The 22,249-nt window shown below is 45.6% G+C and carries 22 protein-coding genes; 8 read left to right on the plus strand and 14 right to left on the minus strand.

The annotated features are described in order from the left end of the window. The first annotated feature begins 29 nt into the window (after positions 1-29). Together DF182_RS28420 and DF182_RS28425 are read left to right on the plus strand one after the other, a co-directional pair. Positions 30-1,031, plus strand: coding sequence for a PorP/SprF family type IX secretion system membrane protein (locus tag DF182_RS28420; protein WP_113619138.1), 1,002 nt, complete (start codon positions 30-32; stop codon positions 1,029-1,031). Between the two features lie 18 nt (positions 1,032-1,049). Then, the gene (locus DF182_RS28425) at positions 1,050-2,867 is read left to right on the plus strand and encodes an OmpA family protein (protein ID WP_113619139.1); all 1,818 of its coding nucleotides are present in this window, start codon (positions 1,050-1,052) and stop codon (positions 2,865-2,867) included. A gap of 79 nt (positions 2,868-2,946) precedes the next feature. Here DF182_RS28425 and DF182_RS28430 read toward each other — a convergent pair whose 3' ends face one another. The 6 genes from DF182_RS28430 to DF182_RS28455 form a co-directional block, all read right to left on the minus strand. Further along, a complete protein-coding gene (locus DF182_RS28430) occupies positions 2,947-4,587 on the minus strand; it encodes a peptide MFS transporter (RefSeq protein ID WP_113619140.1) in 1,641 nt (546 codons plus the stop codon). A gap of 254 nt (positions 4,588-4,841) precedes the next feature. Beyond that, positions 4,842-5,900 (minus strand): hypothetical protein, encoded by a 1,059-nt coding sequence (locus DF182_RS28435; RefSeq protein WP_147243572.1) that lies wholly within the window; start codon positions 5,898-5,900, stop codon positions 4,842-4,844. Positions 5,901-6,071: 171 nt separating this feature from the next. Then, the gene (locus DF182_RS28440; protein WP_113619142.1) at positions 6,072-6,428 is read right to left on the minus strand and encodes a hypothetical protein; all 357 of its coding nucleotides are present in this window, start codon (positions 6,426-6,428) and stop codon (positions 6,072-6,074) included. A 72-nt stretch (positions 6,429-6,500) separates the two neighbouring features. Further along, positions 6,501-6,863 (minus strand): hypothetical protein, encoded by a 363-nt coding sequence (locus DF182_RS28445; protein WP_113619143.1) that lies wholly within the window; start codon positions 6,861-6,863, stop codon positions 6,501-6,503. 103 nt (positions 6,864-6,966) lie between these two features. Next, a complete protein-coding gene (locus DF182_RS28450) occupies positions 6,967-8,133 on the minus strand; it encodes an FAD-dependent oxidoreductase (RefSeq protein ID WP_113619144.1) in 1,167 nt (388 codons plus the stop codon). 74 nt (positions 8,134-8,207) lie between these two features. Next, positions 8,208-9,068, minus strand: a complete 861-nt coding sequence (locus DF182_RS28455; protein WP_113619145.1) for an AraC family transcriptional regulator — start codon at positions 9,066-9,068, stop codon at positions 8,208-8,210. Between the two features lie 274 nt (positions 9,069-9,342). On the opposite strand from DF182_RS28455, the gene DF182_RS28460 reads away from it, so the two are divergent. Continuing rightward, positions 9,343-10,299: a terpene synthase family protein gene (locus DF182_RS28460; protein WP_113619146.1), complete on the plus strand. Its 957-nt coding sequence runs from the start codon at positions 9,343-9,345 to the stop codon at positions 10,297-10,299. A 54-nt stretch (positions 10,300-10,353) separates the two neighbouring features. Here DF182_RS28460 and DF182_RS28465 read toward each other — a convergent pair whose 3' ends face one another. Beyond that, the gene (locus DF182_RS28465) at positions 10,354-12,105 is read right to left on the minus strand and encodes a hybrid sensor histidine kinase/response regulator (RefSeq protein ID WP_113619147.1); all 1,752 of its coding nucleotides are present in this window, start codon (positions 12,103-12,105) and stop codon (positions 10,354-10,356) included. 367 nt (positions 12,106-12,472) lie between these two features. On the opposite strand from DF182_RS28465, the gene DF182_RS28470 reads away from it, so the two are divergent. Then, a complete protein-coding gene (locus DF182_RS28470; protein ID WP_113619148.1) occupies positions 12,473-12,658 on the plus strand; it encodes a hypothetical protein in 186 nt (61 codons plus the stop codon). On the opposite strand, the gene DF182_RS28475 is transcribed toward DF182_RS28470, so the two are convergent. The 4 genes from DF182_RS28475 to DF182_RS28490 are packed head-to-tail and all read right to left on the minus strand — an operon-like array spanning position 12,633 to position 15,928. Beyond that, positions 12,633-13,286, minus strand: coding sequence for a hypothetical protein (locus tag DF182_RS28475; RefSeq protein WP_113619149.1), 654 nt, complete (start codon positions 13,284-13,286; stop codon positions 12,633-12,635). The genes DF182_RS28470 and DF182_RS28475 overlap by 26 nt on opposite strands. Before the next feature lie 18 nt (positions 13,287-13,304). Next, on the minus strand, positions 13,305-13,814 hold the full coding sequence (locus DF182_RS28480; protein ID WP_113619150.1) for a GNAT family N-acetyltransferase: 510 nt from the start codon (positions 13,812-13,814) through the stop codon (positions 13,305-13,307). 50 nt (positions 13,815-13,864) lie between these two features. Further along, positions 13,865-14,629: a slipin family protein gene (locus DF182_RS28485; RefSeq protein WP_113619151.1), complete on the minus strand. Its 765-nt coding sequence runs from the start codon at positions 14,627-14,629 to the stop codon at positions 13,865-13,867. Positions 14,630-14,641: 12 nt separating this feature from the next. Continuing rightward, complete coding sequence (locus DF182_RS28490; protein WP_113619152.1) at positions 14,642-15,928, minus strand: NfeD family protein; 1,287 nt, start codon at positions 15,926-15,928, stop codon at positions 14,642-14,644. Between the two features lie 193 nt (positions 15,929-16,121). On the opposite strand from DF182_RS28490, the gene DF182_RS32400 reads away from it, so the two are divergent. Together DF182_RS32400 and DF182_RS28495 are read left to right on the plus strand one after the other, a co-directional pair. After that, complete coding sequence (locus DF182_RS32400) at positions 16,122-16,283, plus strand: hypothetical protein (RefSeq protein ID WP_153260019.1); 162 nt, start codon at positions 16,122-16,124, stop codon at positions 16,281-16,283. A gap of 101 nt (positions 16,284-16,384) precedes the next feature. Next, positions 16,385-17,281: a LysR substrate-binding domain-containing protein gene (locus DF182_RS28495; RefSeq protein ID WP_113619153.1), complete on the plus strand. Its 897-nt coding sequence runs from the start codon at positions 16,385-16,387 to the stop codon at positions 17,279-17,281. A gap of 20 nt (positions 17,282-17,301) precedes the next feature. Here DF182_RS28495 and DF182_RS28500 read toward each other — a convergent pair whose 3' ends face one another. After that, the gene (locus tag DF182_RS28500) at positions 17,302-17,775 is read right to left on the minus strand and encodes an OsmC family protein (protein WP_113619154.1); all 474 of its coding nucleotides are present in this window, start codon (positions 17,773-17,775) and stop codon (positions 17,302-17,304) included. A 300-nt stretch (positions 17,776-18,075) separates the two neighbouring features. On the opposite strand from DF182_RS28500, the gene DF182_RS28505 reads away from it, so the two are divergent. Together DF182_RS28505 and DF182_RS28510 are read left to right on the plus strand one after the other, a co-directional pair. After that, a complete protein-coding gene (locus DF182_RS28505) occupies positions 18,076-18,909 on the plus strand; it encodes a M57 family metalloprotease (protein ID WP_113619155.1) in 834 nt (277 codons plus the stop codon). Positions 18,910-19,302: 393 nt separating this feature from the next. Beyond that, a complete protein-coding gene (locus DF182_RS28510) occupies positions 19,303-20,136 on the plus strand; it encodes a M57 family metalloprotease (RefSeq protein WP_113619156.1) in 834 nt (277 codons plus the stop codon). A gap of 291 nt (positions 20,137-20,427) precedes the next feature. On the opposite strand, the gene DF182_RS28515 is transcribed toward DF182_RS28510, so the two are convergent. Both DF182_RS28515 and DF182_RS28520 read right to left on the minus strand, forming a co-directional pair. Then, positions 20,428-21,261 (minus strand): oxidoreductase, encoded by an 834-nt coding sequence (locus DF182_RS28515; RefSeq protein ID WP_113619157.1) that lies wholly within the window; start codon positions 21,259-21,261, stop codon positions 20,428-20,430. An 82-nt stretch (positions 21,262-21,343) separates the two neighbouring features. Next, the gene (locus DF182_RS28520; protein ID WP_113619158.1) at positions 21,344-22,246 is read right to left on the minus strand and encodes a helix-turn-helix domain-containing protein; all 903 of its coding nucleotides are present in this window, start codon (positions 22,244-22,246) and stop codon (positions 21,344-21,346) included. Positions 22,247-22,249: the final 3 nt, after the last annotated feature.

The following is a 22,249-nucleotide window of genomic DNA, read 5'->3' on the forward strand; positions in this document are numbered from 1 at the left end:
ATATTATCTGCTACAAAAAAGTGTAAAAGATGCAAACAGTACTCAGAGCGGGAATAATGGTCTTGCTGCTGGCAATAGGTATGCACAGCGTGGCACAACAGAACATACAGTTCAGCCAGTACATCTTCAACGGGTTGAGTATTAACCCTGCGTATGCTGGTTATAAGGAAGACTTGTATGCGAATGCCATTTATCGTCATCAGTGGGCCGGATTCCCCGGAGCACCCCGTACGGGCGGCATATCGCTCGACGGGGTGACGCCTGCCAGCGACAACAAGGTAGGTTTGGGCGTGCAAATGTTGTTTGATAAATCGGGGCCGCAGGATGCATTATCGCTCTACGGTTCTTATTCGTACCGCATTCCGCTGGATGATGAAAATACACGCCGGCTTTGTTTTGGTATAGGCGCTGGCGTTACCCAGTATTCCATTGATGGTAACGCCCTGCGATACACCGATAATGAGGATGTAGCCATACCCCTGGGTAAAAAGAGCGTGTGGGTACCGGATGCCCGTTTTGGAATTTATTATTATACACCCCGCTTTTATGCCGGTGCTTCCGTTATGGACCTGTTTTCGCTGTATACCGATGCTTCGCGCTACAACTGGAAGGGGAATAACTATTCCACTATCCGCAAAACACAGCACCTGTATATTACTACCGGTGCTATGTTCCCGCTGGGAGACAATCTGCAGCTGAAACCATCCATCCTGATAAAAGAAGATTTTAAAGGGCCTACCAACGTAGACATTAACGCCTTCCTGTTGATTGGAGAGAAGTTGTGGGTAGGGGCGTCTTATCGTACCGGTGTCGGTATATGGAGAAAAACCAATCTGCAGAAAGACCTGAGTGAACTGGATGCAGCCAGCGTGATGGTGGAATTTTATGCCACAGAGAAGTTGCGTATCGGTTATGCTTATGATCTGACCATCAATAAAATGGCCGGTTATCAGGGAGGATCGCATGAAATATCACTTGGCTTTTTGATTCCTTCAAAAAATTATACTGTAAAGAACCCACGGTATTTTTAAATCTTAGTTACTACCCGTATGATACGTTGTACCAGAATGATCATTCCGCTGATGTTTTTGTCTGCCGCCAATCTGTATGGCCAGGAACAGAAAAGCGTATTGCAGTTGGCAGAAGCAGCTTATGCAAGACAGGAGTATGCAATGGCTGGGGCGCTCTACAACCGGATTGCCCGCCAGAAAGGGGACAAAATGCCGGTAGAGCAGCTGATGAAAATGGCCCGTAGTTTTCAGGAGATCGGTTATTATAAGGAAGCCACTGATATATACAAAGAGATTACCAGTCGCCCTGACCGCCCTGCTGGCGCTTATTTTGTATATGGAGAAGCGCTCCGTCAACTGGAGCAGTACGAGGCGGCCAAAGCGCAATATGTTTTGTTCACCACATCCAATGCAGATAGTCTTCAGTTAAAGGCTGCTGCGTTGCGGGGCTGCGACAGTGCTATGGTATGGATCGGAAAAGGAGCTCCGGTGCAATTAAAGCCGGTGAAAGAATTGAATACCCCCGGCTCTGATGTGGTGAGTGGAGTGGTAAAGAAAGGTTTATTGCTGATGTCAAACGGTTACCGCTCGATGGCACTGACCAGTGGCTCGCAGGCCAAACCACCGATCGATAAACGTACGGAACAGCCTTATTACAAAGCATATGTTTATCAGCAATATGCCGGCGATAACTCCAACGCCTATCTCGAAGAGCTGGTACCGTCACTGTTGGGCAAATATGACTACAATATCGGGCCTGTATGTCTGAATAGCACGGAAGACACCCTTTATGCTACCATCAACATACAGGGCAAAGAAGTGCCTTATACCGGTAAAGGTCTTGTGAATGGTGTTCGCCAGCTCCAGATTTATCAGTCTGTAAAAAAGAACGGCAAATGGGAAACCCCGGTACTATTGCCCGGCATCAATGTAGAAGGATACTCTTCCAGTCATGCGGTGCTGAGCTCCGGTGGTGACATACTGTATTTTGTATCTGACCGTCCGGGAGGACAAGGCCAGACAGATATCTGGTACTCAGAAAAGCAGGCAGATGGCACCTGGGGCATGCCGGTTAATTGTGGCAATCAGATAAATACGGTGGCTGCAGAAACCTTCCCCACTGTCAACGAGGAGGGTATTCTTTACTTCTCCAGCAGGGGACATGCGGGGATGGGTGGTTATGATATCTACCGTGTAAGAGGGGCGAAGTCGGCCTGGGAAGCACCGGAGAACATGAAGTTGCCGTTCAACTCCGGCGCGGATGATCTGGGGCTGATATTGAAACGCAACGGTTATGAAGGTTACCTGGCATCCAACAGACAGGGGGGCTTAGGCAGGGATGATGTCTATTACTTCTCAGATCCCAATTATTTCACCAGGGTAGATCGTAATCAGGAACCACAGCCAGCCACGGACAATAACCATACCGTACCATCGGTAAAACCTGAGCAGCCAGCTCCGGTTGTTGTAAAAACACATACTCCGGAAGAGATAGAAGATAAAAAGAAACTGGAGGAACTGAAGTTCCTGTATGATTATAATAGTACAGCACTACTCACTGAATCCCGCAGGATACTGGACCAGGTGGCGGCGGTACTGAAACGTCACCCTGACTGGAAGGTGGTGATCTCTTCCTTTACGGATAACCGTGGCAGTGATCAGTATAACACTGACCTGTCGGCATTACGTTGTTATGCGGTCATCGATTACCTCGCTAATAAAGGTATCGATCCGAAACGGCTCTATTACAGCAATAAAGGAGAAAGCAATCCTGTGAATGGCTGTAAGGACGGTGTGCCATGTAAGGAAGCAGATTACAGGCAGAACAGACGTTCTGAGCTGCGGATAAAATGGTGATGATATCAATAATTTTTTCAATAAAAAAAGCAAAGCGACTCAACGTCGCTTTGCTTTTTTTTATTGAAAAACATCGTGATTATTTCACATACTCGTTGAAAATCCTGTTCAGCCAGCGCAGCATCAGGAATATCACCGCAGCTGCACCTCCCAGCAACAGGAAGTTGACCAGAAAATAATTGGCCTTGTGGTCATAGGTATCCCATAAAGTGGCGAGGATACCAGATAGTTTGTTGCCTATAGATGTGGCGAGGAACCAGCCGCCCATCATCAGGGAGGTAAGACGGGCAGGGCTCAGTTTGGACACCAGGGATAATCCCATAGGGCTCAGGAATAATTCTCCCACCGTTATAATACCGTAACAGCCAATCAGCCACCAGGGTGATGCCTTTATCGCGCCATTGCTGCATACATATACCGCGCCCACCATCATCAGGGTGGATAAGGCCGATATCAGCAGGCCCCACGCTATTTTTGACGGGGTGGAAGGTTCCCTGTTCCGTTTGCGCAATAATGCGAAGAAGAGGACCACCAGCGGTGTGAGGGTGATTACAAAGAAAGGATTGATGGACTGAAATAACTCCGTATTATACAAACCAATACTTTGTCCTTCAGCTGGCATTTTCTCTGGCGCCACGTTCTTGAAGTAGACTACTTTGTCCCATACTTTCGTGGGTTTGCCAGCTGCGTCACGTACCACCCTGAATTCATCATCATAGGCAGTTACGGAATCGGGTTTGTTCGCTACTGTTTCTACCAGGTAAAGGCGCTGGGCCGGTTGCTGGATGGCGGCAGGGATCTCCCTGTTAGTATAGTATTGGGCCCAGGTTGTCAGCGCGGTGCCATTCTGTTTGAATACAGCCCAGAATACAATGGATACCGCAAAAATAGCGAGCAGGGCAGACATCGGCTTACGATCTTTTGCATCAGCCTTTACCAGCAGTGATACAAAAAACAGTAATATCGGGATACAGGCAAAAATGAAGGCATCAGTGGAATCAGACCCGAAGATGTTGCCGGGAATAAACCAGGCGCCCAGTCCTACTACAATTGCGGGCAGAAATACAACAGAGAAAATCCTGCTTAACGGCATGTCGCCCTCCTGCACAGGTTTGCGTACATCAGCATGGCGGTAGTGTTTCATCCCGATAATGAAAATTAACACTCCGAGGAACATACCTATACCGGCGGCAATGAATGCAGCACCCCAACCGACAGTATTCCGCAGGAAGGCTGCAAAAAAGTTGCATATAAAGGCGCCGATATTAATCCCCATGTAAAAAATATTATATCCTACATCCTTACGGCTGCGGTATTTGTCATCACTATATACATTCCCCAGCAACGTGGAGATATTGGGTTTAAAGAAGCCATTACCAATACAGATCAGTGCAAGGGACAGGTAAAAAACGGTGAGGTTGTGTACCGACAGGCCTATATAGCCGATGCCCATCAGTATCCCGCCGATGATAATTGACTTGCTGTAGCCGAGTTTACGGTCGGCTATCAGCCCTCCAAGAAAAGGGGTCAGGTATACAAAAGCGATGAAAGTGCCGAAGATATCCGCAGCAGTGGCCCGGTCCATGCCCCAGCCACCTTTTGCCGTGTCAGTCAGATACAACTGGAAAATGCCCAGGATCAGATAAAATCCAAAACGTTCCCACATTTCGGATAGAAAGAGGAATGGCAATGCTGCCGGATGATTACGTGTTTTTTCCATGTAATAAAATGATCTAAATACGTGATATAGGTTATGATGCTACAGTAAAAGGGGATTACCCGTCACTGCCAAACCGCTAAAATAAGGGAAAGATGGGAATATAAGCTCAATGGGGTGGTGTTTGCGGTATTTCAGCACGGAAGGGATACAAAAAAGGATACACCAGCATTCCTTGTTAGTGTATCCTTGGGCGTATCTTAGCGCCGGTATATCAAAAAGCGGAAGACTTCCGCTGCATTTACGTCTGAGTTATATTAATATTTTCTTAGTTCCATACTGTGTCTTTTAAAAATTTCAAAGGCCTCAGTAAAGATGCGAAGCATGGTCAGACTTTGTTCTTCATCTAAGTGAAGAAGCGTCGTTATATTATACATTTTTGTATTCCATTCCGGGTCCTTGTAATTTTTTTCCAGTTTCTTATAGGTTTCCCATAGTTCGGCTGCTTTAATATACAGGTGGTCGATGTGTATATCCCACGTTTTACCTTCTGGTGTTTTTATAGTGTTGTATCCGGATTGGGCTACAGAGAATAAAAAATCATATAGATAAGGGACATCAACGAGCTGGTTGTTCCAAAGGTGACCATTTAAATATTTGTTGGTAAAATCCAGTAACGCTTGTTCATCCAGGCCCAGGGGCTGCTGATATACATCCTCCGGTAGGAGCAGATAGCGTTGATCAAACAGCCATTTTATGAGCAGGAGATAGGGTTGCAGTCTTCGGAGTTCCAGTTCCATACCTCTCCAGTTCGAAAGTTTGCTTTTCCAATCGAGGCTCAGTTGCCGGTATCCAAAAATTTCAGTGCACTCACTAATGAATATCTCTATCCATCTGATCCTGCGATTGTCACTGGTAAAACTTACGATCAGTTCAACGGTTTCATTCAGTTTTTTGTGAAACGTGTAACAATGAAAAGCTCCGTCCTTCCCATAATTCCCATCAAAAAATTCAATACATTCTTCGAGGGTACTACCGGGATGAATGAAATCCTGCCAGAATGTTGCAGGCTTCCTGTCCTGGTATTCATCCTCATTAGCACCATAACTGATTTGGAATACTTCTATCCGGGAACAGTAACAATCATAATTAAAATCTTCATCTGAGATCACAGGTGGGTAAAATCTATCATTTATGATCCCATAATCAAAACCAATCTGTAACTGGTGCTGCTTGTCCTGGAAAAGTTTGCCGCCATCTTTGAGGGCTGAGGGAGGTGCCCCTATTCCCAGGCTAGTATACCATTGAACGAATTCGGGATCTGTACTCTTACGTCCGATCATCTGGATGAGATCATGTACTGTTATATTTTCCATGCGAAAATCCGGGTGGGTAAACATTATATCTTACGTTTAAGAGGGCTGTAAGTTAACCAATACAGCCAAATAGACCAACAGTGGCTATCAGAAAAAAAGTAAGGCGGAATACTGATTCCGCCTTACTTTATTTTCTGACAGTAGCACCAATAGTAGATAGATATCGGTTGATTACTGTTCAATAATCAAATCAATCGCGCCTGCTCCTATCATATCTGCGGTTACAACAAGAGGGTCGCTGGTGACATAATTTGTAAAATTCAGCCAGACACTGGCCGTAAGTGTTTGCCCTTCGGTGACATTCGCCACAATAAAGCTGGATGGACAGTTGATATTAACTGTTTCAACACCCCATATGGCCACCGTGGGCCAGAAAACCGGCACGTCACAGATACCGACAACGACACCTTGATGGAAATACCAGACGTGTATGGTAACATTGCCTTGAGCGTTTGCTTTTTTTTCTACAGAAGCGGGAGTGGCACTCAGTAGCAATAGGGATATGAGTATATAGGTAAGTGTTTTCATATCACAAATATTTTGAGGTTGTGAATAGTATTTTCTGACGGACAACATGAATAGTGAATAGGTACCGACGGATTATATGTCAATAATCAAATCAATCGCGCCTGCTCCTATCATATCAGCAGTTACAACAAGAGGATAGCTGGCGACGACATATGTCGGAATAGACATTGATGCAGCGGCAGAAATTGTTTGACCTTCGGCGACATCCACCACAATGGAGTAGGATGGACAGTTCATATCAATTGTTCTCACCCCCCATATGTAGACCCGAGGCCAGAATACCGGCAGGTTACAAAGCGGAATAACATCACCTTGATGGAAAAACCAGACGCGTACAGTGACATTGCTTCGGCGAGTTGTTACTTTTTTTTCTACAGATGCAGGAGTGGCACTCAGTAGCAATATCGCTATGAGTATACAGGAAAGTGCTTTCATACAACAAAGGTTTTGAAGTAATGAATTGTCCGGACTCCAATCTGTATGTAAAGCTACGAAGTGTGAGCGGAGTGCCACTGCAGCCATGGCGGCTTTGGTTGCCTCACTCTCCGGCGTTGTACAGTAATTTGCTTCCCCGTTCAGAAGCCGCTATGGCAGCGGCGCTATATTCCAGCATCTGATTTTCATAGTGGGTTATTGCTTCTGTTAGCTGTAAATTCCCGTTGGCGGCCTGTTGCAGGCTGTGCGTCAATAATGCTGCATCACGCAGGGCTGTATTGGCTCCCAGGCCTGCTGCGGGACTCATGGTATGAATGGCATCTCCCATAACAGTAACAGGGGACAGGCTGAATCGTTTCCCCTGTACAGAATGCCGTACCGGAACAATAGACATGGCAGTGATTTCTGTTTGGGCAAATAGTGGATTTAGTTTTGGTGAGAATCGTTTAGTGCCTTCCCGGACACAGTCTCCCAGTATTTCCGGTGCAAGCCTTAGGGATTGATCATTCTCTAATCCAAAGCTGCTCCGTTTACCGATCAACGCCCAATAGATATAGTCTTCCGGCAGGGCGGCATTTTTATAAGCACGGTCAAACTGCATCACGTCTATAATGGCTGCCATATCCCCGTCAAAGATAACGTTGGTCCCTTGCCGTATGATGTCTCCTATCAACAGCTGCTGTTTCTCCCGCAAGGCCACTCTGCCATAAATGCAAACACCACCGGTGTCCCGCAGCATGGTACCCGGGAAACAGCCAGCAATCAATGAAGACGAAGCACCATTCGCAATCACCAGCACATCGGCTTCACGGGCATCACCGTTGGCGAACAGGCACTTTACCCTGTTATCAGGAAGAACAGTATAACCGGTGATATCACTATCGAAAAATACATAGTCTTCTATTCCTTTGATCAGCACCTTTCGCATAGTATGCCGATCTGCTTTCAGATCGGCAGGTATTTCCCGTTCATCCATGATCCATTGATCTACCCATTTGTCTGTAAGGGGCTGCATGCCTGTATCCAGCGTGTATACGCCGGCGGGTTGGGCAGCACTCTTTTCAAACGTAGTATATAATGCAGGAGAGAGGCAGGAGGAGAGCGCCTTTTGTCCTGTTTCGTCTATGCGTATCCGGTAGCCTTGTGTTCTGCTGTCGAAAGCAGCATCTCTTTCATACACGTAACAGTCAATACCGCTTTTTCTTAGTCCCTGTGCCAGGCAAAGGCCACTCAGACCAGCCCCGGCAATTATTACCTTCAGTTGTTCCATCGTTTCATGATTTACCCGCAAAGCTCGGGTATCATGCCCTCAGGGGAAATGGACAAAACCAGGGATGCTTAGGACTATTTTCGGCATTCGATACGGAACTGCTGTGGCGTCAGTCCTGTTTTTTTCCTGAACAGACGGGAGAAATAGGCGTGATCCTCAAAGCCCAGCTCATGTGCAATTTCTTTAATGGTACGGTCGGTATGGTATAACTGCCGCTTAGCCTCTAGTATCAGTTGCTGATGTATCCAGTGATTAACAGTAAAGCCGGATTGCTGTTTTACTGTTTCGCTGAGATAAGAAACAGAGATATGCATGGCTGCAGCATAGCCGGAAGGTGTTCTGACAGACAGGTAGTTATTTACCAATAGTGTCCTGAACTGGCGCATGATGGCCTCTGGCCGGCTGCTGCCGGTGGCTTCGTGCCGGCTGTCTTTGAAGGCCGCTGCAAAAATCCCGATACATATATCTGTCCCGCCGCTTAATGCCTGTTGCCGGAATGGTGTATGGGCGGGTTGCTCCAGTAGTTGTTCCAGCAGCAGCAAGCCTTTCCTGAGTATGCCGGCAGCAGCCGTATCCAGCAGGAGAGGGCGCTGTATTCCATTTACCGCTTCCAGAGTGCTTCTATAGATAGTATGTATCAGCTGTGGGGTAACAGATAAAGCCGTCACCTGCGCATGATCGGCCTCAATACAAGCATGTACCTGTCCCGGATATACGTAAATGATCTCTCCGGCTTTCAGCGGCAATGTCTCAAAGTCAATCATGAAAAGACAGCTGCCTCTCTCTACCCATAAAAAAAGATAGTGATCGTCGCGGTGGGCTTGTTGCTGGTAAATGTCGGCCGAGCTGGGGGCAAGCAGATGCCGGATAGCGATGTCAGCTCCGGGAGCCGCTTCCAGTGTATTGATAGGGATTGATGATCGCTCCCGGCTCATGGATGGTGGGTTTGAAATGGTAAATCATGAAAAATATCCTTGAGGGCCAAGGTTTGTTTCCGGGTGCAAAAATGCTGGAAATGTCTGATACTATGAATTATTTGCCTGAATCCCTCGTCAGATCATGGTCCTGATACCTTTCCTGAAATAATATCCAGATTAAAAAATAGCTAAAATGGACAAAAAAATGAGGTAATGGGTATAACAGATTGCAATTTTTAATATGTTAATAGTGTAATAATACATTTCTTAATCTGTTAAAAATCAATTTTTTATGAAAAAGTCACCTTTGGGAGGTATTAAATTACCCTCTCTCAGCTACCCATTTCCGGATTTAAAGAGCACTTATGCCGGCAGAGTAGAGACGTTGGCCAAACAATGGCTGCTCAATGATTACGTAAACATGCCGGATGAATTTAAGAAGAAGTCGGAGAAGTATAAGTACTGGGATACCAATGTTGGTCACATGGCAGCCCGCATGTATCCTTATGCCAGTTTTCATCGTTTGATTCCTATAAGCCGCTTCCTGTTATGGGGATTAAGCAATGACGACATGTACGAAGATGCCAGCATCAGTGAATTGCAATGCATCCGCGAACGTGCAGTCAGTATTCTCAGAGGACATGCCGTCCGGGAAAATGAGAACGAGCTTTTTAATCAGCTCAGATTACAACGGGAGGAAATGCTGGAGTTCATGCCGCTGTACTGGATGACCAGGTACACCAACAGTATCAGTGCCGGGTTTGAAGGTATGCAGCTGGAATACTATTACAAAGCCAAAATGATTTTCCCGGGAGTGGATGACTATCTGGCCATTCGGGAAAAGGCGGTCCTGGTATTTCCATTGATAGATTTAATTGAAATACAGAGTGGACATGCACTTCCTGATAAGATTTTTTATCATCCGGATATCCAGCGAATTGCGAGTCTTACCTGTAGGATTGTAGCCATAGCGAATGATTATTTTTCAACCTGGAAGGAGAGAGGAAAAGATGTGATGAATCTTATCCTTGTATTGGAACATCAGGAAGGGCTGACAACAACGGATGCATATCTCCGGGCCATAAAAATTCATGATGATTATGTAACTGAATTCTGTGATTTAAGCAACAACCTCCCCGATTTCGGTATTTATCAGAAGACTGTCACAAAATTTATTGATCAGCTAGGGACATTAATCAGCGGACATTACAGCTGGTATGTCAACGATACTAAAAGGTACCTTGTTTAAGCAAACAACCAGCATTATTAATCTATCATGAGAGTGCCTGCAGGAGTAAACGATCTATGCTTCCTGATATCTTTCTGTGAATGTGTATAGAATGCGTTCGAGATCTTTGTGAGATATTGGTTTCGGGCAGCAGGCGTTTGCTCCTGCAATTAATAAACTGTTTATATCCGGTTCAAATGCATTTCCCGGAACACCTATAATCATTGTTTTATCAAATGCGGGATTACTGCGGAGTGCTCTAATCGTATTTTCCCCATCACCAGCTTTGGGCATGCAGCCGTCTACCAGAATAATGTGAGGCTTATATTTATTAGCACTCATGATACCTTCGGAGGTATTACTGGCAGTATATACATCGGCTCCTGAACCGCCAAGGAAGTATTTGAGCAACATGGTTGATAGTGGATCATCCTCTACTATCAGGGCACGATATCCATACAGGTTAAGTACAACAGGCTTTATTTCGTTTGAAGCTTGTTTGCTGGTTGGTATACTCAATGGAAAGAATATTGTAAAATTGGTACCCCAACCCGGACGGCTCTCAATTTTATAACTGCCATTCAGCAGACGGATTAGTTTCCTGGCAATGAATAATCCAAGCCCGGTACCCTCAATTTTGAGATCAGAGGCAGTTGTATTAAAGGGTTGTTCCTGTTCTATTGCTGCTACTTGTTCTGGCGTCATACCCGGACCATTGTCCCATACGGAAAGCATCCATTGTCCCTCTGTCTGTTTTATGCTAACCTTAATAGTGGTTTTGGGATGGGTGTATTTTATGGCATTTATCAGTACATTATTAAACACCTGGGTAATTTTTAATTCATCACCCAGAATCACCTCAGGCATATTGTCATCATATAGTTGCTTAACATTTACTCTCTTGGCGGATGTGGCATTGTGATTCATATCAATGACATTCTCCAGTGTCCGTTTGAGATTAAATTCCCTGTTGTCGATAGAATGCAATTTGCCTTCCTCTATGGCTGCCAGACTGAGTACATTATTTACAATACTCTTCGTAAGAAAAGCAGAAGAGTAAAGAGTCTTAATAAAAGGATACAGATGCTCCAGTTCAGGGTTGTTTTTTACCTCCCGCTCCAGGATGGTACTAGCCTGTAGGATGGAGTTGAGCGGCACACGGATCTCATGACTGATTGTTCTGACAAACTCCGTTTTAGCCTCGTTTGCCAAGGCCAGTTTCTGCTGGGATTCTGTGTTACGTTTGTCGTAGAACCGGATAACCATCATGATCAGGGTAAGGATACCGAATATGGCTGACCAGCGAAACATAAAGCTCTGGTCCCTGGTTAATTCCAATGAGGGAATGATGTTATAGTAGTAATTGGTCTCCATGGCTACCAGGGCACCGATGGAGCAGCTGATATAAATTATTCTGTCAGTGCGCTCCTGCGTAAAAAGGTATGCTGCCATAATGAAGAAAACGATCAGCAGTTGTATTTCGACAACAATTCCGAGAATACAACCAAAGTAACAGGCGCAAATACAATGCAGGTAGTAGGTGATATTATTGGCCAGTCTGACAGACCAAAATTTATTTACCAAAGGCATCGAGCAGAAAAGTATCCCTTCTATAATAACCGGAATGATTACATATGACTTACTGGCAATGGTGTAATAGCCAAATCCAATAGTCAGTACCAGAATACCCGTGATAACATTGAGGAGGTTAATGTTGTAAATACTTCCCTTTTCTTCAGAAGTCGCGGCTTTTCCGATACCAGTTTGAATATAGCTTTTAAAAGCTTCAGAGATTCTTAAAAAAATATTAGTCGTAGGGCTCATCATAAGGTTTATTTTGAAGGATTATAACAACGGTTCATTCAATAATGCCAACTTATCAACTGCTGGGTTAGCTTTAGATTATTTATCAAATATGCGGAAAAAATTTAAAGAGAATGAAGGCTCATTTGTTAATGGAAGGATATTTACATTTTGTTGATACGTGGATAGTAGTTTATACTCAGTATAATACTTGTTAGTTTTTTTGTACATATAACAATGAGTGTGATTTTGATCTCTTAGTTTTGGTGAAGCAAAAAATTCTATTAAGCATCACGAACAATTCTTAATCACTAATATAATAAATTATAAATAAAAGTAACAGTAATGAGACAGCAGTAGGATCATTACATCAGCACCACGATAAGATGAGATGTTGGAAGATATTATCTTCAACTACGATCCATCTAAAAAAGGAAAAAGGTCAAGCGGTTTTTTGGGAATGTTCCAATCACGGCAATATTCGGGACTGAAACCTGCGATGGGATACGCCTATGGTTATGCACTGCTGGTGATCTGTGATTACCTGGGTATTACTCCGCCGCATATCGCTCTGTAATTATCTCCCCGAACTCATTATACTCATAAAAATAGCGGCCTACAAACTCTCCGGCAGCGGTAAATTCTATTTCTTCTTTTATTAAACCTTCTTCATTATAAATAAAGACCATTCTGCTGCTTGTTATCATGAAGTTACCGGGATCACCTTTTTCTTCTATACACTGGTTAAGTTCATTGTAGGTATAGGTGGTGATATCTGTTTTTTTATGAACGCCCCAGGTCCATTTTTCCAGTATCATATTTCCGTTGTCATCGTATACCCGTTCGCGTATGTAGTTAAGAGAGCCGTCTGGCAGATAAAGACAGAATTTAACCTCGCGGCCCTGTCCATCATAGGCGGTGGTTTGCCGGCGATCGCGGCCTATGAATTCCGTTTGCTGGCGAGCCTCATTGTAGGTAGCGGTTTCCTGGTAGTTTAGCTTGCCATCAGGGTGGTGGTAGTTCCATTCGATAATGTAGTTGTGCTCATTGAACTGCCAGCTCCACCATTGATCAACAGTGCCATCGGGATGATAGTTGATTCTTTCCAGGAACTTGCCTCTGTTGTTGTAAGACGTGGTTTCTTTGGCACTCACGATGCCATTGTTGTATTCGAAAACAGAACCTTCATTGATGTGGGGTATCATACACTTGATAGACGGTGGTTACAGATCGGGGTTTAATTTTGCATATTTATGCTCGTTCCAGTATTGTCCGTTTTTATAAATAGATTGTTGGGCGATCCCTTCTTTTTCATAGCCGTTTTTCTCCAATGCTCTCATGGAGGCAGGGTTGTATTCAAATATCCCTGTAAATATCCGTTTGAGCTGTAAGGATTTAAAACCATAATCGGTTATCAATGCTATTGCCTGGGTCATAATTTGTTTACCCCAGAATTCCTGTCCTATCCAGTAGCCGATTTCCGCATTCCGGCGGTAAACATCTTCCTGCGGCATGAGGGTGATAACGCCCGCCAGCTTACCATTGTATTCTATGGCAAAGTTGTAGCAGGGCTCTTCATCTTTTACCAGATTGATAAAAAAATCTGCATCTTCCAGAGAATAGGGATGTGGAAACCTGTCGCGGAGGTTGTTCCATATCAGTTTGTTATTGGCCATCCTGGCCAGTTCGGTGTTATCTGTTGCTGTTAACTTCCTTAATTTAATCTCGTTCATTCGAAAAGTGATCTGTTCCGCTAATATAATAAATTTGTCAGGATCACCTATCAGTCCTTATTTAAAAAGGGTTTGAGCAGGTCTATGGGTACAGGGAAGATGGTGGTAGAATTTTTCTCTGTAGAGATTTCCCGGAGTGTTTGCAGATAACGAAGCGTAATGGCGCTGGGTTGTTCGCTCAGTACTTTGGCGGCATCAGACAGCCGTTGGGAGGCCTGGAACTCACCTTCCGCTGCTATGATTTTGGAACGGCGTTCTCTTTCAGCTTCGGCTTGTTTAGCCATGGCACGCTGCATTTCCTGTGGCAGGTCTATCTGCTTTACTTCTACATTAGACACCTTGATACCCCATGGCTCTGTATTGTTGTCGATGATCTGCTGTAGTTTCATGTTGATCTTTTCCCTTTGTGAGAGCAGATCGTCGAGATCCGACTGCCCCAGTACACTACGCAGGGTAGTCTGTGAAAGCTGGGAAGTGGCCACCAGGTGGTTTTCCACTTCTACAACGGCTTTGTTGGGCTGTATCACGCGAAAGTATACTACTGCATTGACTTTAACAGATACGTTGTCCTGCGTGATGATATCCTGGGAGGGCACATCCATCACCACCGTCCGCAGGCTGATCTTTACCATCTTATCAATAATAGGGATCAGCAGTATCAGACCGGGTCCCCGGACACCATCGGGTGGTACCAGCCGCCCGAGACGGAATACAACACCACGCTCATATTCGCGCAGAATCCGGATTGCATTGGCCAGCAGGATGACCACAAAGAGGACCACCACGATCATCCACACAGAATAAGTTGTTACCATAGCTTTGTTTTTTTATGGTGAGGTAATAAGATGTCCTACCAGTAATTTGAGATTGTTCACTGCTATGACCCGTATCTTTTCGCCACGATCTATCAGCCCTTCCACTGATTCTGCTTTCCATATTTCCCCGCGTACAAATACTTTGCCGGATGGGTTCAGCATATCCAGTGCTTCTCCTGTCTGGCCTACCATACCTTCAACTCCGGTAGCCGGTTTGGGCCGCTGGGCCCTTATTCCGGCGCCTATTACAAACAGGAAAAACAGGGTGGTGACGGTCACCGCGGCAATGATCACACTGATAGAAATCCTGACGGATTCCAGCGTGTTGTCTGAGCGTATCAGCATGATAGAGCCCAGCAATAGGGAAACGATACCGCCGATCGTGAGCATACCATGACTCATGATTTTCAGGTCCAGTACAAAAAGGATGATAGCGAATATGATCAGCGCCAGACCGGCGTAATTGATAGGCAGGGCCTGTAATGAGTAGAAGGCGATAATAAGAGCAATGACTCCTACGATGCCAGGTAGTATGGCGCCGGGATTGTACAGTTCAAACAATATTCCGTAGAATCCGAGCAACAGCAATATATAAGCCAGGTTGGGGTCGGTGAGGGCTGCCAGTAATTTCTCCAGCATCCCCATCTCCAGTGTTTGTGTTTGCGCCTGCCTGGTATGCAGTACTTTCACACCATCCGCTGTGGTAATACTTTTGCCGTCGATACGGTCCAGCAGGTCTTGCTGGTTGTCGGCCACGAGGTCTATCACTTTTTTGTCCAGCGCTTCCGTTTCTGTGATGGCCAGGCTCTTTCGTACAGACTCTTCCGCCCATTGCAGGTTTCGGCTCCGTTTGGTAGCGATGGACCGGATGAATGCTGCAGCATCATTGGTAGCTTTTTCACTCATCACGGAATCCATCTGGCCTTGCAGCGTCACAGGGTGAGCAGCCCCGATATTGGTTCCCGGCGCCATCGCGGCTATATGGGCGGCCATGGTCACAAAAACGCCGGCAGAACCGGCATGTGCTCCACTGGGCGCAACATATACTACAATAGGTACCGGCGCTTCCAGCATATCACGTACAATATGTCGTGTGGACTCCAGCAGACCACCCGGAGTATTCAGGTAGATAACAAGACAGGTGGCCTTTTCAGCACTGGCTTTGCTGATACTGTGATGGATAAAATCAGCAGATACAGGATTGATACTACCGTCAATTTTTATGATAAAAACCTTTTGGGCCGCAAGTATTGACGGGATCAGGAGTAAGAAAATGAGATGGATGACAAGCTGCTTCATAAAAGAAAAGTATCACCCTGAAGCGGAATAGATTACTGCTAAGTTACGCAATTTCCTCACAACGGAAGGTTGGGATTGCTTGCTGGCAGCGGCATGTATCCGATTAAAAGACAAGGCTTTTGAAGAGCCTTGTCCGGTTATGTTACCGATAATATCGGGCTATCACCTGTTCTGCGTCGTTGTTAAAATTAAGATGCCGCTTAAGTCTGAATGCGCCAGGAAAATATTCGGAAACCCACTCTGGCGGGCAGCCTGCCGTTCGGGGGCTGAAAAAGCTGTCACCATTTATTATCTGGTGACCATCGCTGAGGAAGAAGAGCTCCATGTCGCCTGGTGGAAACAGCTGATAAGATAAGTGTTGCATGGTGTTATATTTTATGATGATGCAAACATACCCTTATTTCATACTTTTGTATAATTGAAAGATTTAACCTGATACTTTAATAAAACTCAAGTATGATTACAGACCTGTTAGACCTGGACCTGCTCCGTACTTTTGTGCTGGCAGTAGATCTGGGGAGTTTTGCAAAAGCCGCCGACCAGGTATCCCGTTCACAATCGGCTGTGAGTTTACAGATGCAGCGGCTGGAGGAGATCGTTGGCCGGCAGCTGATTGTAAAACAGGGGCGTAGCTGGCAGCTGACGGCCAGTGGTGACCTGCTGCTGGGGTATGCCAGGCAACTATTGGAAATAAACGATCAGGCTATACAGGCGTTGTCGGGGAAACAAATTTCAGGCCCTGTCAGGCTGGGGATGCTGACGGATTTTTCGGAGGGTGGCTTGCCGCGGGTACTGGCGCGCTTCGCAGAGCAGCATCCGCAGGTACAGATAGAAGTCACTATTGATAAACAGGTAGTGCTGCAACAAAAACTCCAGTCCGGCAAACTGGATGTGCTAGTAGGCTTTGGGACACAGGTTCCCGAAGGGGCCATCAGTATAGGAAAAGTGCCACTCCGCTGGATTGGCGGGCATAACAGATCTATTGCCCAACAATCTCCTTTACCCTTATTATTGTTTGAACCGCCTTGCCTGTTCAGGGCTGCGGGCCTTGCTGCTTTGGAGCAGGCGGGCAGGTCCTGGCGTCCGGTGCTTACAGCCAGTAGTGTGGCTGGTATGTGGGCGGCCGCCCGTGCAGGGCTGGGCATCACCGTCCGCACGGAAATAGGACTGCCAGCTGACTGCAAACCACTGCCTGCATCAAGCGGGCTGCCTGTATTACCGGAAATAACTGTTTACCTGCTGATACACCGGAAAAAGCCTTCTGCAGCGGTTGTCCGTTTAACAGAAATTTTGCAGGACACCCTGGCAGCATTGCTGAAAACGCCCGGCCGTCAAACAAAAAAGAAGAGATAACGCGTCAAACTAATACCTGTTTATTGTGCCTCAATCCTCAATTCCGGTTCATGTGTTACCGGAAAGTTACAGGACCTGGCAATAAAGCAGTATTTATGTGCTTCTTCATGCAGTGCCCGGGCACTCTCAGCCAGCGCCGGATCAGTAATGGTAACAACGGGTTTCAGAATTACCTGTTTAAACTGACCACTTCCTTCCGCCGTTTCGGTCATCACTCCCTCTGCATGATCAATATAAGATGTAACAATAATGCCGCCTACTGCACAGAGATGCAGATACCAGAGCATATGACAGGAAGAAAGAGAGGCCACCAGCAGTTCTTCAGGATTATAGCGTGTTTTGTCTCCTCTGAAAGAAGGATCTGAAGAGCCGGGAATGACTGGCTTTCCAGCCGCCTGTATCATATGATTCCGTCCATAGGCCGCATAGGCGGAGGTGCCTGTGCCTTCGTTACCGGTCCACTCAACGGTTGTATGGTAATGATGCTGCCGCATATTTTTTTTAGGCAAAAGTACGTAGTATCCTTTTTCTTATTGTATAAAATATATGTCAGAAGTTATCGTGCAAAAATTTTTAGAGGAGGGGAAGGAATGAAACTTTGGGAAAAATAATGCATTGCAAATTTAATGCAGTGACACTTTTTAATTTCATTTTAATGAGAGCCTTATAAAAGAATCTGTCGCTGAAAAAATCAATAGCCAAAATCTACGAATAGCTACCAAAATCTGTCAACCTGCTTCAGACTTTTTGAAACATTTAAGCGTTTACCCAAACCCTTTAAACCCTGACAACAAATGAAAATCACAATTAAACAGGCTGCAAGCCTTTCATTGTTGGTTGCCTTTCTCTCTGTAGTAGCATACTCCTGCAAAAGAGATAATGACCAGACCGTTGTTAAAGAAGAACAACAAGGTCTTCCTGATGCGGTGAAAAACCAGATCGCTAGTCTGGGATACGATACCCGGAATGTTAGAACTGTCGAAGGCGGTTACGTAGTAGAAGGTGATATCTTTCTGACTCACGAATCTTTAAATTACAAGAGCACATCACCAGTTTTACGTGTTGCTAATTCTGAGCAATACAGAACTACTTGTTTGATTACACCGTTGCCTAAAACAATTACTGTTTCTGTAACAGGTCTGCCTGCAGTTTATAGTACAGCTACAGATATTGCCATTGCCCGTTACAATGCACTGGGTCTGCGGTTGAAATTCCAACGCGTAAGCAGCGGTGGTCAGGTAGATATCAGATATGCCAGCCTGGGCTCCGGCGTATTGGGTCAATCTGCCGGATTCCCTAACTGCTCTACTGGAAATCCTCCAAGCCCGATTTTGCTCAACTCTGATGCTAATGCATTGGGCAGCAACCCTAACCAGAACTATCTGGCTACCGTTATTGCTCACGAGATCGGCCACACTATTGGCTTCAGACATACCGACTACTTCAACCGCGCCTATAGCTGCGGTATCGGCGGTAATGAAGGAACTGCCGGTGTGGGTGCTATCAATATCCCTGGTACTCCTACAGCTGCAGATCCTAACAGCTGGATGCTGGCTTGTATCGGTAACGGTGTAAACCGTCCGTTCAATGCTAATGATATCACAGCACTGAGATACTTGTATCAATAATATCAGGCGAATGCAGGCATGATAGGGTAACTGTCATGTATACACGGCATTTCATCAGTTACAGTATAATAATGGGCCTTCTCATTACTAGTACTGCCGTGGCTAATCACAACAGTGATGACAGTACGAAATAAGCAACAAACCCGCTTTATGAGCGGGTTTGTTGTTTTATGACCGGAACAGGAACGCATGATAACAGAAATCAAAGTTACACATTGCAGGTTTAATACAGTGATACTGTTTAGTTTCATTTTACGAGAGCCCTTATAAAATTATCTGAAGTCGCAAATCAAGAGCCAAAATCAACGAATAGCAACCCAAATCTGTCAGCCAGTTTCGTACTTTTTATGACATTTAAGTTTTATCTAAACCTTCTAAAACCCCTGACAACAAATGAAAATCACTATTAAACAGGCCGCAAGCCTATCATTATTGATTGCCTTTCTCTGCATAGTTGCATATTCCTGCAAAAGAGATAATAACCAGACTATTAAAGAAGCACAACAAGGTGTTCCGGATGCGGTAAAAAACCAGATTGCCAGTCTGGGATATGATACCCGGAATATTAGAACTGTCGATGGCGGCTATGTAGTAGAAGGTGACATATTCTTGTCTCACAATTCACTAAATCAAAAGAGCACTTCACCTGTTTTACGGGTGGCTAATTCTGAGCAATTCCAAACTACTTGTCTGATTACCGGATTGCCACGGACGCTCACTGTTTCAGTAACTGGTTTGCCTTCTGGTTATGAAAGCGCTACTGATATAGCGATTGCCCGTTACAATGCATTGGGTCTGCGAATTAGTTTCGTACGCGTGAGCAGCGGTGGTATGATAGATATCCAGTATGCCAGCCTGGGTGCCGGCGCATTGGGTCAATCTGCCGGATTCCCTGATTGCAGCACCGGAAATCCTCCAAGCCCTATTAAACTCAATTCTGATGCTAATGCACTGGGAAGTAGCCCCGACCAGAATTATCTGGCTACTGTTATTGCGCATGAAATCGGCCACACTATCGGTTTCAGACATACCGACTACTTTAATCGTGCCTATAGCTGCGGTGGTTTTCCTTACAACGAAGGACAAGCCGGTGTTGGTGCAATTAATATCCCCGGTACTCCTACAACGGCTGATCCTAATAGCTGGATGCTGTCTTGTATCGGCAATGGTGTAAACCGTCCATTTAATGCCAATGATATTATAGCACTGAGATATTTATATCAATAACATCAGCTGCGTACAGGTATGATAGATGGTAACTTGGACGTATAAACGAAATAAGATCACTTACGGATAAATAAAAAGCGCTTCTCCTTAATCACAACAAATCCGCTTCACAAGCGGGTTTGTTGTGATTGTTTTTTGTTAAAGAAGGACTATGGTTTCTGAAACAGATTGCTATGCCGGTGTGCATCCTTCTTCAAATGTGTGGGGGGATGATCTCATTGTGATCAATAAGGCAGATTAAATATAAAAAGCTTACGTGGTATCTCACCACGTAAGCTTTTAAGGCTACTGTTAGTATGCTGTAGCAATGGTGGTAGCCTTCCAGGCTTCCAGGTCTTCTTTTATAGCATCTATTTTGCCATATGCCAGCTGATAGGCATCTTCTCCCAGGAACAGGTTCAGTGGCGGTTGTGCGGCTTCGCTGGCCTGAATAAACGCAGCAGCTGCTTTGGCCGGATCACCTGCCTGGTTGTGATGAATTTCATGCTGGTGCTGCGCCTGTATTTTCCTCACTTCTTCATAATCTGCAATCGGCTGTGCAGGCACCGCCAGAGAGCCGGATGACAGGAATTCGGTCCGGAAATAACCAGGAGAAACGATGGTCACGTGTACGCCGAAGGGTTTTACTTCTGCAGCCAGTGACTCGGAAAGACCGTTCACGGCGAATTTGGTGCCGGTGTAAATACCAAAGCCCGGGAAATTGCCAAAGAAACCTGCGATGGAAGACACGTTGAAGATATGCCCTGACTTTTGTTCGCGGAAGTAAGGCATTACTTTCCGGATCACGTTGAGTGTACCGAAAACATTGATTTCAAAACTGGCCCTGGCTTCAGCATCTGTTGTTTCTTCCAGCGTGCCTATCTGGCCATAGCCGGCATTGTTTACTACCACATCGATGCGGCCAAAGCGCAATACCGTATCGGCGATTGCTTTGGCGACATTTGCTTCATCACCCAGTTGAACAGTGAGAGGAAGGAAGTTATTATCATCACTTATTTTACGGAGTTCATCAGCGTTGCGGGAGGTGGCGGCCACCTGATAACCTGCGGCCAGCAGTTTTTCTACCAGTACACGGCCCAGTCCTTTGGAGGCGCCTGTTACAAACCATACTTTTTTGTTGCTCATAAGATTTCCATTTTTACGAACACAAAATTAATGGCCCTATACACACCGGCTATTACGCTAAACAAACCAATTATTGCGAAAATCAAACAGCCCTGAAAGCGGTAGGGGTCATGTTAGTGTGTTTTTTAAAGAAGTTATTGAAATGGGAGGCCTCTTCAAATCCCAGACTGTAGCTGATTTCGGCCACGTTCCAGTTGGTATGCCTCAGCAGGGCTTTGGCTTCGGAAGCGATACGCTCGGAGATGTGGGCAGTGGTCGTTTTACCGGTAGTGTCTCTTACGGCTCGGTTGAGATGGTTGACATGCACCGATAGTTCCCCTGCGAAATCACTGGCAGAGCGTAAGCGGAACTGCTGCTGGGGTGTTTCGATAGGAAACTGCCGTTCCAGCAACTCGGTGAAAACCGCCGTGATACGTGATTTGGCATCGTGATGCTGATACAGTTTCTCTGAGGGCTCCATTTTTAAGGCAATATGTATCAGTTCCATCAGATAGTTGCGCAGCAGATCGTATTTATAACGATAATCACTATTGATTTCAGCCAGCATTTTATTGAAAAGCGCTGCCACCTGGGCCACCAGGGCACGGTCCAGATTGTAGGAAGGTATGCCTGCGGCTGTAAACATAGGCAGGTCCCGCAGCGGATGCCGGCCTATGTCCATTAAAAAGGATTCCCGGAAGATGCAGAAAAAACCGCTTTTGTCGTCTGATAGCCCTTCCCAGGCGTAAGGTACCTGTGGGTTAAAGAACATCAGCGTGTTCCCTTCGGTGACAATTGTCCTGTCTGCATAGTGATAAAGGTTTTTACCACGTATCAGGCTTACTTTATAGAAGTCACGGCGGCTATAGGACATGGTAGGTCGTCCGTTGACCATACAGTTAGCCATATTGAATACGTTGAAATGCCCGAGGTCATGCTGCAGGTTGTCGGGTGCCGGGATCTTTTTCTGCCGGTAAAAGTCGGTAAGTGATTCTGTTTTGGGCATGTT

Origin of the sequence: Chitinophaga flava (genome assembly GCF_003308995.1) — a bacterium.
Taxonomy (GTDB): Bacteria; Bacteroidota; Bacteroidia; order Chitinophagales; family Chitinophagaceae; genus Chitinophaga; species Chitinophaga flava.

Excerpts from the sequence above, each read along its gene's own strand:
- DF182_RS28460 (WP_113619146.1), top strand. The coding sequence starts at position 9,343 with ATGAAAAAGTCACCTTTGGGAGGTATTAAATTACCCTCTCTCAGCTAC.
- DF182_RS28520 (WP_113619158.1), bottom strand. The coding sequence starts at position 22,246 with ATGCCCAAAACAGAATCACTTACCGACTTTTACCGGCAGAAAAAGATC.
- DF182_RS28480 (WP_113619150.1), bottom strand. The coding sequence starts at position 13,814 with ATGAACGAGATTAAATTAAGGAAGTTAACAGCAACAGATAACACCGAA.
- DF182_RS32400 (WP_153260019.1), top strand. The coding sequence starts at position 16,122 with ATGCCGCTTAAGTCTGAATGCGCCAGGAAAATATTCGGAAACCCACTC.
- DF182_RS28430 (WP_113619140.1), bottom strand. The coding sequence starts at position 4,587 with ATGGAAAAAACACGTAATCATCCGGCAGCATTGCCATTCCTCTTTCTA.
- DF182_RS28470 (WP_113619148.1), top strand. The coding sequence starts at position 12,473 with ATGTTGGAAGATATTATCTTCAACTACGATCCATCTAAAAAAGGAAAA.
- DF182_RS28505 (WP_113619155.1), top strand. The coding sequence starts at position 18,076 with ATGAAAATCACAATTAAACAGGCTGCAAGCCTTTCATTGTTGGTTGCC.
- DF182_RS28425 (WP_113619139.1), top strand. The coding sequence starts at position 1,050 with ATGATACGTTGTACCAGAATGATCATTCCGCTGATGTTTTTGTCTGCC.
- DF182_RS28475 (WP_113619149.1), bottom strand. The coding sequence starts at position 13,286 with ATGATACCCCACATCAATGAAGGTTCTGTTTTCGAATACAACAATGGC.
- DF182_RS28515 (WP_113619157.1), bottom strand. The coding sequence starts at position 21,261 with ATGAGCAACAAAAAAGTATGGTTTGTAACAGGCGCCTCCAAAGGACTG.
- DF182_RS28420 (WP_113619138.1), top strand. The coding sequence starts at position 30 with ATGCAAACAGTACTCAGAGCGGGAATAATGGTCTTGCTGCTGGCAATA.
- DF182_RS28440 (WP_113619142.1), bottom strand. The coding sequence starts at position 6,428 with ATGAAAACACTTACCTATATACTCATATCCCTATTGCTACTGAGTGCC.
- DF182_RS28500 (WP_113619154.1), bottom strand. The coding sequence starts at position 17,775 with ATGCGGCAGCATCATTACCATACAACCGTTGAGTGGACCGGTAACGAA.
- DF182_RS28445 (WP_113619143.1), bottom strand. The coding sequence starts at position 6,863 with ATGAAAGCACTTTCCTGTATACTCATAGCGATATTGCTACTGAGTGCC.
- DF182_RS28490 (WP_113619152.1), bottom strand. The coding sequence starts at position 15,928 with ATGAAGCAGCTTGTCATCCATCTCATTTTCTTACTCCTGATCCCGTCA.
- DF182_RS28435 (WP_147243572.1), bottom strand. The coding sequence starts at position 5,900 with ATGGAAAATATAACAGTACATGATCTCATCCAGATGATCGGACGTAAG.
- DF182_RS28455 (WP_113619145.1), bottom strand. The coding sequence starts at position 9,068 with ATGAGCCGGGAGCGATCATCAATCCCTATCAATACACTGGAAGCGGCT.
- DF182_RS28495 (WP_113619153.1), top strand. The coding sequence starts at position 16,385 with ATGATTACAGACCTGTTAGACCTGGACCTGCTCCGTACTTTTGTGCTG.
- DF182_RS28485 (WP_113619151.1), bottom strand. The coding sequence starts at position 14,629 with ATGGTAACAACTTATTCTGTGTGGATGATCGTGGTGGTCCTCTTTGTG.
- DF182_RS28465 (WP_113619147.1), bottom strand. The coding sequence starts at position 12,105 with ATGATGAGCCCTACGACTAATATTTTTTTAAGAATCTCTGAAGCTTTT.
- DF182_RS28450 (WP_113619144.1), bottom strand. The coding sequence starts at position 8,133 with ATGGAACAACTGAAGGTAATAATTGCCGGGGCTGGTCTGAGTGGCCTT.
- DF182_RS28510 (WP_113619156.1), top strand. The coding sequence starts at position 19,303 with ATGAAAATCACTATTAAACAGGCCGCAAGCCTATCATTATTGATTGCC.